12 protein-coding genes are annotated in these 13300 nt (G+C 43.5%); 1 reads left to right on the forward strand and 11 read right to left on the reverse strand.

The window, feature by feature from the left end:
• Nucleotides 1-144: 144 nt before the first annotated feature.
• A complete protein-coding gene (locus SJ2017_RS01580) occupies nt 145-897 on the reverse strand; it encodes a hypothetical protein (protein ID WP_244899754.1) in 753 nt (250 codons plus the stop codon).
• A 153-nt stretch (nt 898-1050) separates the two neighbouring features.
• Between SJ2017_RS01580 and SJ2017_RS01585 the strand changes: the two genes are divergently transcribed.
• The gene (locus SJ2017_RS01585; RefSeq protein ID WP_080914670.1) at nt 1051-2181 is read left to right on the forward strand and encodes a 2OG-Fe(II) oxygenase; all 1131 of its coding nucleotides are present in this window, start codon (nt 1051-1053) and stop codon (nt 2179-2181) included.
• 9 nt (nt 2182-2190) lie between these two features.
• On the opposite strand, the gene SJ2017_RS01590 is transcribed toward SJ2017_RS01585, so the two are convergent.
• From SJ2017_RS01590 to SJ2017_RS01635, 10 genes are all read right to left on the reverse strand, one after another.
• Complete coding sequence (locus tag SJ2017_RS01590; protein WP_080914671.1) at nt 2191-3423, reverse strand: beta-ketoacyl-ACP synthase; 1233 nt, start codon at nt 3421-3423, stop codon at nt 2191-2193.
• The gene (locus SJ2017_RS01595) at nt 3420-4151 is read right to left on the reverse strand and encodes a 3-ketoacyl-ACP reductase FabG2 (RefSeq protein ID WP_080914672.1); all 732 of its coding nucleotides are present in this window, start codon (nt 4149-4151) and stop codon (nt 3420-3422) included. Before SJ2017_RS01595 ends, SJ2017_RS01590 begins: the two co-directional genes overlap by 4 nt.
• A gap of 71 nt (nt 4152-4222) precedes the next feature.
• On the reverse strand, nt 4223-4723 hold the full coding sequence (locus SJ2017_RS01600; protein WP_080914673.1) for a hotdog family protein: 501 nt from the start codon (nt 4721-4723) through the stop codon (nt 4223-4225).
• 1 nt (nt 4724) lies between these two features.
• Nucleotides 4725-5963, reverse strand: coding sequence for a beta-ketoacyl-[acyl-carrier-protein] synthase family protein (locus SJ2017_RS01605; RefSeq protein ID WP_080914674.1), 1239 nt, complete (start codon nt 5961-5963; stop codon nt 4725-4727).
• A gap of 73 nt (nt 5964-6036) precedes the next feature.
• Nucleotides 6037-6618, reverse strand: a complete 582-nt coding sequence (locus tag SJ2017_RS01610; RefSeq protein WP_080914675.1) for a DUF3261 domain-containing protein — start codon at nt 6616-6618, stop codon at nt 6037-6039.
• Between the two features lie 2 nt (nt 6619-6620).
• Complete coding sequence (locus SJ2017_RS01615; RefSeq protein WP_080917345.1) at nt 6621-7898, reverse strand: NAD(P)/FAD-dependent oxidoreductase; 1278 nt, start codon at nt 7896-7898, stop codon at nt 6621-6623.
• A gap of 16 nt (nt 7899-7914) precedes the next feature.
• Nucleotides 7915-10386 (reverse strand): MMPL family transporter, encoded by a 2472-nt coding sequence (locus SJ2017_RS01620; protein ID WP_156003106.1) that lies wholly within the window; start codon nt 10384-10386, stop codon nt 7915-7917.
• On the reverse strand, nt 10386-11249 hold the full coding sequence (locus tag SJ2017_RS01625; RefSeq protein ID WP_080914677.1) for a LolA family protein: 864 nt from the start codon (nt 11247-11249) through the stop codon (nt 10386-10388). The genes SJ2017_RS01620 and SJ2017_RS01625 overlap by 1 nt, the downstream gene beginning before the upstream one ends.
• The gene (locus tag SJ2017_RS01630; RefSeq protein ID WP_055025264.1) at nt 11246-11734 is read right to left on the reverse strand and encodes an acyl-CoA thioesterase; all 489 of its coding nucleotides are present in this window, start codon (nt 11732-11734) and stop codon (nt 11246-11248) included. Before SJ2017_RS01630 ends, SJ2017_RS01625 begins: the two co-directional genes overlap by 4 nt.
• A 2-nt stretch (nt 11735-11736) precedes the next feature.
• Nucleotides 11737-13299 (reverse strand): HAL/PAL/TAL family ammonia-lyase, encoded by a 1563-nt coding sequence (locus tag SJ2017_RS01635; protein ID WP_080914678.1) that lies wholly within the window; start codon nt 13297-13299, stop codon nt 11737-11739.
• Nucleotide 13300 lies beyond the last annotated feature (1 nt).

A 13300-nucleotide genomic window follows, 5' to 3' on the forward strand; every position in this document is an offset into this window, starting at 1 on the left:
ATTCTAATGCATTATAAAGATCAAGGTTGTTAATAACAAGAGCATGAAGTGGTCATGCTCTATAACTAATGTTGATGACAAATTGTTTATGACTTACCGCTTATTGCTTAGGGATTAACGCCCATGCATAACTAATCAATGGGCTTAATAAAACTTCGCTAAATATTTAGTGGCGTATTTGCGTAGTTTTTTCTGTTTTGCATTTTGTGCGACGGCTTCCACATCAGCTTTAAAGTCTTCATTACCTGAGGTCGCTAGCGCGCGTGTTATCCAAGCGTAAGTATCTATGGCTAGCTTATTGTCGTCGATTAAACGCATAGGGCTAAGTTGTGCAGCCAGTTGTTGCAGCATGTAATTATCAAATAATCGCTCATTTGCGATACGTTTTGCCGTCGTTCTCATCAGCTCAAGGTTGTCACTACGTAGTGCTGCGGCATATACATTAGTTCGATGTGATTGCTCGGGGTTGTATTGACTTTTGTCTTGTAAAATCGGGTTCCACTGCTCGAATTTTGATAAGTCAGCTAGTGCACGTTTGGCGTATTTACGGATTTTCTTATGAGTATCACCTTGTGCCAGTTGGTTTAGGTATTCACGAAATTGAGGATCGCCAGAATAGCCAAGCCCCTTTATTAACCAGGCAATATTATCAATGACATGCTTATCTTTGGCCGATGGTAATAAGGTATCTATCTTGGTTTTAATCGATTGGTAGGTACTGGGATCATTCAAACCAACGAAGAAAATAGACTCAATGGCTTGCTCTTGTTTATAGGTATCATCACCTGCAAATATCTGTTGGTATTCTTCCTTTGTATAAGTATCAGCCTGAGCGATTGGACTGAGTAAACTGAAGCTGGCAATTAGGGCTATTGGCAATAAGCACATTGGTTTCATGACATATCCTTATGACTGGAAGTTAATGGTGAACGCATTGATTTATTTAGTAAGGTTCTAATTTCTTCTAATTTTATTTGTCTGCAAAGTTGTACTTAATCGTTTTTTCATTAAGCTGTATTGATTGTTCAGTTTAACATCATTAAGAAGTTTATGTCCTTAAGCGAAGATTCAAGAAAAGCATTAAAAACGATAAACGCTTTGATTCTAGATAAGCGTTTTTCAAAGGCAGATGAGTTGCTTCAACCTTTGGTTGATTTAGCTATCGAAGAAGCGTTATTGATGAAGGCTGACTTGTTGTTAAAGCAATCTCCACAAATAGGTTTAAAGTACCTTTTTGAACTGTGCAAAGGGAAGGTTGCTGGTGCTAATTTTAAAGCCGCTTTTATATTGTATTTTCACCCTGAGGTGGGAGTGGACTTCCGACCATATCTGTTTAGTGCCTTTAAACAAGGCGATCACGCGGCAATTATTGCTGCTGCAAATTTGTATTTACAACAGGGCGTTGTTGCTAAAGCTAGTCAGATTTTAACGAAGAATCGTCATATTTCAGAGGTGAATCAGTTAACTGAGTCACTTGGTTTAATTTCTGACAATGAAGAAGCGTTATTAGACTTTAATGATATCCGTAGGGCTGACCTTTCTAAGTTAACGTATGAATCGGTAGCGCCTGAGATTAACTTATTTTATGTTGATGACTTCTTAACTGACTTTGAGTGTTTGTGGCTAAAAAACTGCGCACTTTGCGAGCTTAAGCGCTCTATGGTTGTTGATGGCGAGAGTGGCTCAAATATTGTGAGTAATGTTAGAACGGGCTCTGTGGCTCAACTAGCGCCTACTGCGAATGATTGGGTGCTACTTAACATTGAGATGAAAATCGCTGCTTACTTCAACATCCCTATCGAAAACGGTGAGTTAAGTAATGTTCTTAAATATGAGGTTGGGGAAGAATATAAGCCACATTATGATTTTTTTCACCCAAACGATAAAGGCAGCGAACAAGCTTTAAAAGATGGCGGTCAACGATTCAAAACCGTTTTAATTTACCTTAATGATGTTGAGCAAGGGGGAGACACGCACTTTCCAAGGTTATCGAAATCGGTGCGATCAAAACAAAAACGGTTGGTTGTGTTTAATAATACCGACAATAGTTATGGGCCTTTACCCTTATCTTTACATCAAGGAATGCCTGTCATAAAAGGTGAGAAATGGCTTTACTCAAAATGGTTAAGAGTAAAGCCGACGTCCTACCTACAATGTTTACAACAATTACATGTACGTTAGGTAAGCGTCTTATCCCTGCCAACGTTTAAAAATAAGCGAAGTATTAATCCCGCCAAAGGCGAAGTTGTTACTCATGACATAGTCAGTGCTGATAGAGCGAATTTCGCCTTGAATGTAATCTAATGGTGCACACTCAGGGTCAACTTCATCAAGGTTTAAGCTGGGTGCAAACCAATTTGCATTCATCATTTCTATACTGACCCAAGCTTCGAGTGCGCCGCATGCACCTAAGGTGTGCCCTGTATAGCTTTTCAATGATGATATCGGGGTGTGTGAACCAAATACTGCGTAAGTTGCTTGTGATTCTGCAATATCGCCTCGATCAGTTGCAGTGCCATGGGCATTGATATAACCCACTTGCTCAGGTGCGATTGCTGCATCCTTTATAGCCAATCGAATCGCCACTTCCATTGTTTCTGCATTGGGTTGAGTGATATGCAACCCGTCTGAATTAGTGCCAAACCCAACGAGCTCCGCGTAAATTTTAGCGCCACGGGCTTCAGCGTGTTCAAGCTGCTCAAGCACTAAGGTGCAAGCGCCTTCTCCAATAACTAAACCGTCGCGCTGACGATCAAATGGTCTTGGTGTCGTTGTTGGTGAGTCATTTTTCGTGCTGGTGGCAAATAAAGTATCAAATACTACAGCTTCTGTTGGGCAAAGTTCTTCACCGCCACCTGCAAGCATCAGTTTTTGCAGTCCAAACTTAATGGCTTCATAGGCGTAGCCAATTGCTTGGCTTCCTGAAGTGCAAGCGCTACTTGTGGTATGCACTCGGCCTTTTAGGCCGAAAAATACGCCGACATTGACTGCGGTAGTATGGGCCATCATACGAATATAACTAGTGGCATTGATGCCGGACATATCGCCATGTTTCAGCATGTCGCCAAAACCAATAATGGGGTCTGTACTGCCAGTTGATGAGCCGTAAGCGATGCCCATATCTCCTGATGACACAATCGGATCGTCGAGTAAGCCTGCATCTTCTAATGCAATTTCACTGGCACGCGTTGCCATGATTGAGACACGTCCCATGGAACGGGTTTTTTTCCGAGAGTAATGCTTGGGTTGCTCGAAATCGGTTATTGGCGCGGCAAGACGAGTATTGAGATTAGGGTATTTATCCCACTCAGTCATCGTGACCACACAGTTGTATTTATCTTGTAGCCGTTTAGCGATAGTTGGCCAGTCTTGGCCCAATGCTGAAATACCGCCAATACCTGTGATAACAACTCTATGGCTCATATCATGCCTCCATTGACCGAAATCACTTGGCGAGTAATGTAGGCTGCATCTTCAGACATTAAGAAATTGGCGAGCCCGGCGATTTCATTCACTTTACCCATACGGCGCATCGGTACGATTTGATTAACCATGTCCTTAGGGAAGTCGCTAACCATGTCGGTTTCAATTAACCCTGGTGCGATACAGTTGACGGTAATTTTGCGTTTGGCAAGCTCCAAAGACAGTGCTTTTGTCGCTCCGATAAGTCCAGCTTTTGATGCGCTGTAATTCACTTGACCTCGATTACCAGCGATGCCAGAAACTGATGCCATAGTGATGATTCTACCGCCTTTACGAGCTTGGATCATTGGCATAATGGTTGGCTGAATGACATTATAAAATCCATCCAAGTTGGTGTGAATAACACTGTCCCATTCATCTTCTGTCATTGCCGGGAAAGCAGTATCTTTGGTGATACCTGCATTTAAAATCACGCCGTAATAAGCGCCATGTTGTTCAATATCAGCTTCAATTTGCAGCTTCGCAGCCTGTCGGTCTGCTACATCAAATTGAATTAAACTGGCTTCGACACCCAAGGCTTGGATTTCTGATTGAGTTTGCTGTGCCGCTGCAGTGTTACTGTGAAAATGGATGGCAATATTAAAGTCTTGCGCTGCAAGTTTGAGCGCGATGGCTTTACCTATACCACGACTTGAACCTGTCACTAGGACTCTATTTGTTGTTGTCATTGTTTCTCCGTAGGGACTGCAGGTTTACATTAATCGTTGTGTTCATAGTACGCTCGTCACTGATATCGAGCCTAAGTCGATAAGGTTTCATTGATATAAGCTTGGGTATCTTGAGGCTGAAATACATTAACATTGGCTGAGGCAATGATTTCATTATCAAGAGTAATTTGACAATCGAACACCGCAAGTCCTGATGCTTCTTGATATAAACGAGTCACATCAACTTGATATGTGTTATTGAGCAGATACGTTGGCTGCATCATGCTCAGTTTACGGGTGCCCAATAAAAAGCCGACTCGAATTTTATCTTCAATAAGGTGCGCTTCCACGCCTGCTAATGCGGCAATACTTTGCGCCATGTATTCGATACCAACATAGTTAGGGACGCCATTCAATTGTTGACTGAAATAAGCGCTTTGCTCAGTGATCTCAACTTCAGTGGTGAGGCTATCAGGTTGATGTTTAATAATGCGTGTCACTAATATCATCGGTGCTTTATGAGGCACAAAGGCTGATATATCTTGCGATAGCAATGTTTCAGGAGCGATTTGCTTGGTCTGTTGCTCAGTCATTTTAATGCTCCGCTTTTGCAAAAATAACACTGGCATTACTGCCGCCAAAGGCAAACGAGTTACTCATGATGAATGTGAGCTCGGCTGATTGTCCTGGAGTAACGAATGGCAATATCGGGTTATTCATGTCTTGTTGCTGATCCCATACGTGCGGCGGTAATTGTTGCTGCTGATTAGCGTCACTGAGCAATAAGTAACAAAAAGCCGCCTCAATGGCGCCAGCAGCGCCCAAACAATGGCCAACTAAGGGTTTTGTCGAGCTACATAAAGGGATGCTTGCCGCTTCGTTGTTATTGCTTGAATTAAAAACTTGCTGCATGGCTAAGGATTCCATCGCATCATTTTTAGGCGTTGCTGTACCATGCAAGTTAACGTAAGAAATTTGTGCAGAAGTGATACTGGCATCGGCAAGTGCTGCCTGCATTGCGCTAATTGCACCTAAGCCTTGAGGGTGGGGCGCTGAAATATGGTGAGCGTCTGATGACTCGCCAATGCCCGCTAAATAGACCTGAGATTTCGAGCGTGATTGCGCATCCTCCTGAGCTTTTTTCAGCACAAATAAGGCGGCACCTTCACCTATATTAATTCCATCACGGTGTTGGCTAAAGGGATTACATAAGCCTTTAGACACTGACTCTAAGGCATTGAAGCCGTTTAACGTTAATTGACATAAACTATCCACACCGCCAACAATAACAACGTCACATAAGTCAGCTAAAAGTAATCTCTTAGCACTAGCGAATACTTTGGCACTCGATGAACATGCCGTAGAAACTGTGTAACAAGGGCCGCTTAATTGATATAGCTGACGCAAAAAGTCGCTCGTGCTGCCAAGCTCTTGTTGGGCATAATGATAGCTAGGTGGAAATTCACCATGTTGTTGATGATAGGCTAGGGCTGCCTCGCCTTTCGAGATGCCTGATGTGCTGGTGCCTAGCACCACTGCCACTCTATCTGCACCGTATTGCTTTTTAGCGTGCTCGATATCGGCTGTTATTGAGGCTGCGGCTGTGTAAAGCAATTGATTATTACGACAATCAAATTGCGTCAATTCAGCAGGAATGTCCAAAAGGTTAGCATTATTAATGGCGCCGACTCGTGTGCTTGCATTAAACAGCAAGTCATCACGCAGCACCATGGCGTCAGTGCTTGCTGATAGCAAGTTTTGCAGCACGTCTTCACTGCTATTGCCTAGTGGCGTACAAAGCCCGATTTGTGTAATTGCTATGGCACAGCTCATAGTTAATGTTTCATCTCAAATTCAGTGATGTTAGAAAAGCCAGATAGCACTTTGCTGGCTCAACATTTTTGCATTATAGCAATGGCGTAATCACTAGGGTGATATTCGCGGCTGGAAAATGTAAGCTCACATTGGATTTCCAAGGGTTATCATCGGAGTAATCAATTGTAATCGCGTGTTTTTCATTCACCATTAACGCACTGCATCGTGGTTGTTGGCAATCAAAGTCAATCATTTCACCTTGATTAAAATAGCCATTGACCTGCTCATGAGGCCAATATATCAGCTGCATAATTGCCATTAAATACTCAGCTTTAAAATCTTCACCCATTAACACGTTCTGTTGGCTTAACACTTCACCGCCGTTATAGGTGACCGTAAATAATGGCTGTCCAATTGGAGCAAGGCCGACTAAGGTCATATCTGAGGTGTCTAATGCAAGTTCTGTGAGTAGTTCGTGATGCTTTTCACCATGGGTAAAGCTAATCTTCTGACTTAACGCTTGCTCGCTATTGGAGCTGCTTTGTAACAAAGGTGCCAAGCAATAATTCACTTCTGGCGTCAGCTTTACGCAAGTTTGTCGCTGTAGCTGGTGGCTACAGCCTGTGGTTAACATGACGAGTAGTATTCCTATGGCTGGCATTAATTGACGCATGATTAACTCGCTATAGTTTGTTCACGGCACAAATCAACAATCATATTGAGTCGGCGCTCAGAATCTTTAACAAAAGGGTTGTTCGTATCCCAAGCGTAACCTGCGAGGATGGAACAAATCATTTGTTTAATGGTTTGATTAGGATCGTCGTAAAAAATCACATCTTGGAAGCGTCCGTCATACCAAGCTTGAACATAAGTTCTAAAGGTATTTACGCCAAGCATTAAGGGCTTGGCATAATCTTGCTCCCAATCAACTTGTTCGCCATCGAGCTGCTTCACTAATGTCGTTGCAGCCATTTGTGCTGACTGCATGGCAATGGTGACACCGGATGAAAATACCGGATCTAAAAACTCACCAGCATTACCTAATAGTGCAAATTGAGGCGTGGCTAACGTTGACACATTGGCTGAATAACCTTTTAACGTCGCACATTCTTGCACGACCTTAGCTTGGCTTAATAACGCTTTTAAACCAGGCTCTTCGTTAATCAGTTGCCATAATTGCTGCTCTAAATCACCTTGGTGATGTTCAATTAAGTGAGGCTCTGCGACCACCCCAATTGAGCAGCGGCCATTACTGAACGGAATAAGCCAATACCAAATATCTTTTTGTGTCGGATGGACGCTGATGAGAATTTTTTCTCTGTCAAAATTTGCATCAGTAATATTATCGTCAATATGAGTGAATATTGCACTGCGTGAAGGCAGGCTAGATGCTTGCTCAAGATCTAATAACCTTGGAAGCACTCGACCAAAACCGCTGGCATCAAGTACATATTGTGCCGTAATTTGATAACTGTTTGCTTGCTCATCAGTCACCGTTAGCACTGGTGAGGCATGTTGGTTTTCGCCTAAGTCGATAGCATTAACACTATGGCCATAGCGAATCTCTACCCCTTGCGATACCGCTGTATCTGCCAATATCTTATCAAACTGGCCTCGTTGTACCTGAAAGGTGGTGCCAGGACCAGGAGTAAATTTTTCAGTAAAATTAAAAGTCGTGTACTGATTATTTCGGCGAAATGCTGCGCCATTTTTAAATTGAAATCCCGCCGCTTCAACCGCTGGCAACATGCCGGCTTGTTCAATAAATTGCATGCAGCAAGGTAATAAACTTTCTCCAATAGAGAATCGAGGGAAGTGCTGCTTTTCTACAACCAATACGCATTTGCCTTGCTGGTGTAATAAGCTAGCCGCTACTGCGCCAGAAGGGCCTGCGCCTATAATCACTACATCGACGTGCAGATGTTGAGGTAAGTTTGCACTGTTTTCATCCATGCTAGTGCCGAATGGGTTACTTTCCATATTGGGTAACTTCTCTTGTTATGAAACTGATAAGTGGTGCGAGTAAAAAGGTAAACCCGATCCCAAACAACAATGTTAAGCCAAAATAATGTATCGCATTGGTTTGACTGAGTGCTAACAATCCAAAAGCGAGCAATGTTGAGCAAGCCGACATAAAGACTGCCATCATCACTCCATTAGCCCCTGCCTTCTTATGCTGTTTTACCGAAGCAAAAAATAAACTGTAATCAATTCCAATACCGAGCACTAAAATTAATGCCAACGCGTGGAACAAACTTAATGGCGAACCGACAATTCCCAAACTGGCTAAGGTCAGTAGAATGGAACTGACTGGAACCAGCACAATCGCTGCCGCCAATTTAAGACCAAATCTTACACTAAAGATAACAATAGCGATGGCGCAAACCAGGGCCAACAATTGCAATGTAATGAACCGAAACTGGCTCATTAATTGAGAAATTTCACCGACTTTATCTACTACAGTAATAGATAATTGGCTGTCATTAACTCGTTGTGTTAACGCTGTTAAATCATTAATCCCGCCGAGTAAGATAATACTGCCATATTGCTGGCTTTGAGAGTGTTCTGATGGTGCTAACCATAATGCCGCTAAATCATCACCTGCAATGTTAAGCACTGCGTTTGGTTCGATGAATTGGCTGCTTGCTTGCTCAAGTTGCTTGAGCAGCGCTGGTTTAATGGATTCATCGATTCCAAGTCCTGCAGTAATGTCATCTAAGTGCTGCAGGTAGAGTGCCTGATATGCTTGATAGTTTTGCTGCTGTTGCAACTTGCTAGGTAAATAGGAGCTTAGGCTAACAAAGCTTTGTATCTCGTTTGCCTCTACTGCTTGGGATAATAGTGATTGAGTCTGTTCAAGCTGAGATAATAAACCTTGTTCGCTATCAGCGCTGGCGAGAATAAACTGATTGTCAGTGCCACCACTCAGTATTTGCCTCAGCTGGTTTTCGGCTTGGACAATGCGATCAGGGCTTTGCTGTAAGTTACGAATATCATCATCGCTACTGAGTTGGGTAAAACCTAAGCCGATAAATAGAGGTATGCCAACCATCATCACAATCGCTGTTTTGGATAGCTTGCGATCAGTGGGGCTGATGATGATTGTATTTAACCAATTTAGGTAACGACTTGCCCATGATAATGCCTTAGTCGCGCTAGGTAAGCGATGATTGGCTAATAAAGGATAGGCAAACACTAGGGTTAAATAAGCACCAAACAGGCCTGCGGCGCAAAAGATTGCGACTTGCTGCATGCCGGGAAAAGGGGTTAAACCAATCGCGATAAATGCGATGCTGCTGGTCACTAATGCCAGTGTTAATGCTGGCAATATTCGTTGAATGACTTGAGTGGCCGATTGGTTTTTTAACGCCATTTTTTCACAGTAAAAATGGAAGCTATAGTCGATTGCCACACCAATTAAGCTAGTACCGAATACCAGCGTCAGTAAGTGCATTTCACCAAATAGGGCGAGTGTGGCCACTGTGGCAAATAAAAAGCCGCTAGAAAGTGTCACAGCGGCTAGTGACAGTGGCATAACACTTCTAAAAGCGAACCATACTAACAGCATCACGCCAATTAGGGAGATGCTGCCAATGGTCGAAATCTCAAATTTGGCAGTATCAGTTGCTGCTTGGGCATGAAATAAGGTGCCAGCCTGGATCGTGTCTATCTGAGGATATTGACGGCTTATCTCCGCTAAGCTGTCGGTTAGCACTCGGCTTTGATCTGCTTGCCCTTGAGGACTAAAAGCGCTTTGTACTCCTTTGGCAATCACAATAGCAACGGGTTGAGATTGGCTAGAACCAAGCAGTATTCCTTGTTCAGTGGAAAGCGAGTTGATTGGCGCGAGTGCTAGTAAATTATCAGGAAAAAGCAGTAGTGGATCTTGCGTTAACAATGCGCTACTGGCAAAACCAAAACTGCTATATAGCTGTTGCTGCGCGGCAGTGAGCAATCCTTGCCATTGAGGAGGCAAGGGCTTGGGTGTGCTCGACGTTAATAAGGGCGAGCCTTGTGCTGTGATGCCAAGTGTCGAACGTTGTTTTTCTGTCAGTAACATAAACCGCTTTGAGAAGTAGTATTTGCTCAAGGCTTGCATGGTATGACTGTCGCCACTACGAACATCAGTAAAGACGCTTGGCTCTTGTTTTAGCTGGTTAATCAGCAGGGTTGCCGCATTAACCGCTTCAGCTTTGTTATCGGCAATCAGGCCGATATAAACTTGATCGGCTAAGCGTTTTTCGACACGGTTTAATGCCGTTTGGGTCAGTGGCGCTTCTGATATTTTAGGCAGCATCGCCAAAATATTACTTTGAATCGTCGCACCGGCTTGCCATAAATTTATCCCATATCCACTGACGACTATGATGAGTAAACACCAAACGATAAATCGTGATAATGCGTGTTGCGGTGAGTTAAACCAGCTGGAAAGGCGTGACATTATTGACCCTCTGTCACTGATGGTGTGGGTTTAAGGTCAAATTGTTGTAAATCCATTTTGCTAAGGGTTGGGCTGACATGCGCAAACTCGATAACGGTTTTATCTCCGCTCAATTGGTCTTTTTCGGCGATGGTTGGCTTTTCAGATAGCATGGTAAGACGATGTATTTGCTGCTGTCCTTCGAGCACCATAGCCCCGATGGCTTTAGCAATTAGCGGGTCTTTGGCCACTAACCCCAGCTGCCAATATGGGTTGTGTTGGTCAATATTGGGAGCCATGTATAGATGAAAATCTTTAGCTAACGCATCAACATCCCCCGTGAGAAGACCTTGCATTAATTGCGGTAGTTGCTCTGCCATGGCTGAACTGGTTTGGTTTGCTGTTGTTTGTTGAATATTGCCAAAGCTGTCTTGTTGAAACAGGGTATTTTGCTTCAATAACAAGGTGCTTTTAAAAGGGGTTTGCTGTTGCCATAGTAAGCCAATGTCTTGGCTAAACATAAACTGACCAGCACTTTTTAGTGGACGTTTTAACACCGCTAAATGGCGAGTTTGTTGAAACAGCCCCTTGGCTTGCGTCCCGAGTTGTAGTTGGCTCGCAAGATGGGTTAACTGCTCGTTGGAGGCGGTCGTATTAAAGAGAGTGACAACTTGCGCTGCGCTGAGTGCTGTTGGCTGTATTTTTTTAGGTACTGTATTAGCGGGTAGGGTTGTCTGAGTGGTGTTGCCGACACTTTGCTCACTTGTTTGAGCTTGCTTAAGCTCAAAGCCATTCGTCTTGTCTGCGCCATTGCCATATGCGTAAGTTTGACCTACTAGCAGGAAAAATACGAGTACACAGTAAAAACGGCCTAGGGACTTCATGACGCACTCACCTTCAGTGATGATAATCGCTCACGTTCCTGAATGAGCTCATCAGTGAGGCTTGATTCGTCCAGTAATGGCAGGATTCTCGCGCGAAATATATCCGGAGTAACGAAGCACAACTCTTCAGTGTTAATCTCAACGGCAGCCTGAATGGTATAGCCTTTGGTGATGCGTTGCTGGGTGTCAGCATCTTTAATTTGATAATTAATCCGTAATCGATTTTCCCATTCAACAATTGCGGCATGGACAATGAGCTTTTGATCAAAGGTGCTACTTTTTACATATTTAAGCTGGGTATCAACAATCGGCCAAGCATAGCCTGAATTCATCATTTGACGATAGTTATAGCCAAGTTCGTCAAGTAACTTACAACGGGCAACCTCGAAATAGCGTAAGTAGTTACCATGCCAAGTGATGCCCATAGAGTCGACATCATGAAAAGGCACTATCATTTCTAATTCAGTGCTAAAAATGGCTTTCATTGTTAACAGACCTCCCACTCACCAAGCTGAATCTTGCTAACAGTTTGACGTAAAACGGCTTCAAGTGGGCGATCTTCGGTTAATAACTCAAAGTCTGCACTGACTTGCTGAACGGTTTTCGCCAAAGAAGGGGTTAATGATTCTTCTGCCAACTCTTGTTGAGCAATTCGCAGGTGAATACCTTGAGTCATCGCGAGCAGTGCAGCAGCTGCGACTTGTTCAGTCAACTGTAATACTCGCATACAGTCTCGAGCTGCAATGGTGCCCATACTGACTTTGTCTTGGTTGTGGCATTCTGTTGAGCGTGAAAAAACACTGGCTGGCATTGTATTTTTAAGTGCCTCTGCAGTCCAAGCGGATACGCCAATTTGTACCGCTTTAAAGCCATGGTTAATGGATTGTCGTGCGCCAGTTGCTGCAGATAAATTAGCAGGTAACCCATTGTTGAATTTAGGATCCATGACTAAGGCCATTTGACGGTCAATTAGATCAGCTAAGTTAGCCACAGTGTTTTTCATTGAATCCATGACAAAGGCGATGTGGCCACCATAGAAATGACCACCGTGAAGAATATGCTCACCTTCACCATCGACAATCGGGTTGTCATTAGCACTGTTTAATTCAGTTTCAATAAACTGACGCATAAAAGGTAATGCATCTTGCAGTACGCCAATAATATGTGGAGCGCAGCGAATCGAGTAGCGATCTTGCAGTCTGTCAGAGTTTCTTGGATGGGTATGGTGATTTAAATCTTCACGAATCCAGGTGGCAATTTGGTTTTGGCCTGGGTGAGGCTTAGCATCAAATAAAATATCATCAAAGTGGTTCGAGTTTCCTTTGAGCGTTAATGATGCCATGGCAGTGATACGACTTGATAATCGTGCCAAGTACTGAGCTCGGTCATACGCTAAACAAGCTAAAGCCGTCATAACCGCAGTGCCATTCATTAAGGCTAAGCCTTCTTTTGGTCGAAGGGTTAATGGCACAATATTTAGCTCAGCGTATACGTCTTTTGTAGCGCGACGTTGACCTTGATATGTCACTTCTCGCTCACCGACTAAAACGGCTGCTAAATAAGATAACGGGGTTAAATCACCACTTGCACCTACCGATCCTTCTTCTGGTATTACAGGGCAAATGTCTAAATTCAGTAGTAGCTCAATACGCTGTAATAACTCGTAAGTGACACCTGATTTACCAACAGCCAAGGAATTGAGACGACAAGCCATAATGGCACGCGACTGCATTGGCGAGAATATATCTCCTAAACCACAGCCGTGAAAACGTGATAAATGCAGCGGTAGCTCGTGGACTAAATCTAATCCGACTGTCACGGTACATGAGTCGCCATAACCGGTTGTTACCCCGTAAACCACACCTTCTTCATGTAAGAGACTATCAATAAAGCGTGCGCCTTTTTGAATGTTCTCTTGGTATTGCTGGCTATCATTTAGCTTTACTGGTGCGCCTTTTGCGACACTGACAACTTGCTCTAAGCTAATAGATTGCTGACCGAAAGTGACCGTTGCCAAAGTTGCAGCTGAAGAAGTGGTTGATTGGCTCATG

Source organism: Shewanella japonica (assembly GCF_002075795.1).
Classification (GTDB): domain Bacteria; phylum Pseudomonadota; class Gammaproteobacteria; order Enterobacterales; family Shewanellaceae; genus Shewanella; species Shewanella japonica.

What these genes read in the sequence shown, in the direction of transcription:
- SJ2017_RS01595 (WP_080914672.1), bottom strand. Translation starts at nt 4,151, where the DNA reads ATGACAACAACAAATAGAGTCCTAGTGACAGGTTCAAGTCGTGGTATA.
- SJ2017_RS01635 (WP_080914678.1), bottom strand. Translation starts at nt 13,299, where the DNA reads ATGAGCCAATCAACCACTTCTTCAGCTGCAACTTTGGCAACGGTCACT.
- SJ2017_RS01580 (WP_244899754.1), bottom strand. Translation starts at nt 897, where the DNA reads ATGAAACCAATGTGCTTATTGCCAATAGCCCTAATTGCCAGCTTCAGT.
- SJ2017_RS01610 (WP_080914675.1), bottom strand. Translation starts at nt 6,618, where the DNA reads ATGCGTCAATTAATGCCAGCCATAGGAATACTACTCGTCATGTTAACC.
- SJ2017_RS01615 (WP_080917345.1), bottom strand. Translation starts at nt 7,898, where the DNA reads ATGGATGAAAACAGTGCAAACTTACCTCAACATCTGCACGTCGATGTA.
- SJ2017_RS01605 (WP_080914674.1), bottom strand. Translation starts at nt 5,963, where the DNA reads ATGAGCTGTGCCATAGCAATTACACAAATCGGGCTTTGTACGCCACTA.
- SJ2017_RS01590 (WP_080914671.1), bottom strand. Translation starts at nt 3,423, where the DNA reads ATGAGCCATAGAGTTGTTATCACAGGTATTGGCGGTATTTCAGCATTG.
- SJ2017_RS01600 (WP_080914673.1), bottom strand. Translation starts at nt 4,723, where the DNA reads ATGACTGAGCAACAGACCAAGCAAATCGCTCCTGAAACATTGCTATCG.
- SJ2017_RS01585 (WP_080914670.1), top strand. Translation starts at nt 1,051, where the DNA reads ATGTCCTTAAGCGAAGATTCAAGAAAAGCATTAAAAACGATAAACGCT.
- SJ2017_RS01620 (WP_156003106.1), bottom strand. Translation starts at nt 10,386, where the DNA reads ATGTCACGCCTTTCCAGCTGGTTTAACTCACCGCAACACGCATTATCA.
- SJ2017_RS01630 (WP_055025264.1), bottom strand. Translation starts at nt 11,734, where the DNA reads ATGAAAGCCATTTTTAGCACTGAATTAGAAATGATAGTGCCTTTTCAT.
- SJ2017_RS01625 (WP_080914677.1), bottom strand. Translation starts at nt 11,249, where the DNA reads ATGAAGTCCCTAGGCCGTTTTTACTGTGTACTCGTATTTTTCCTGCTA.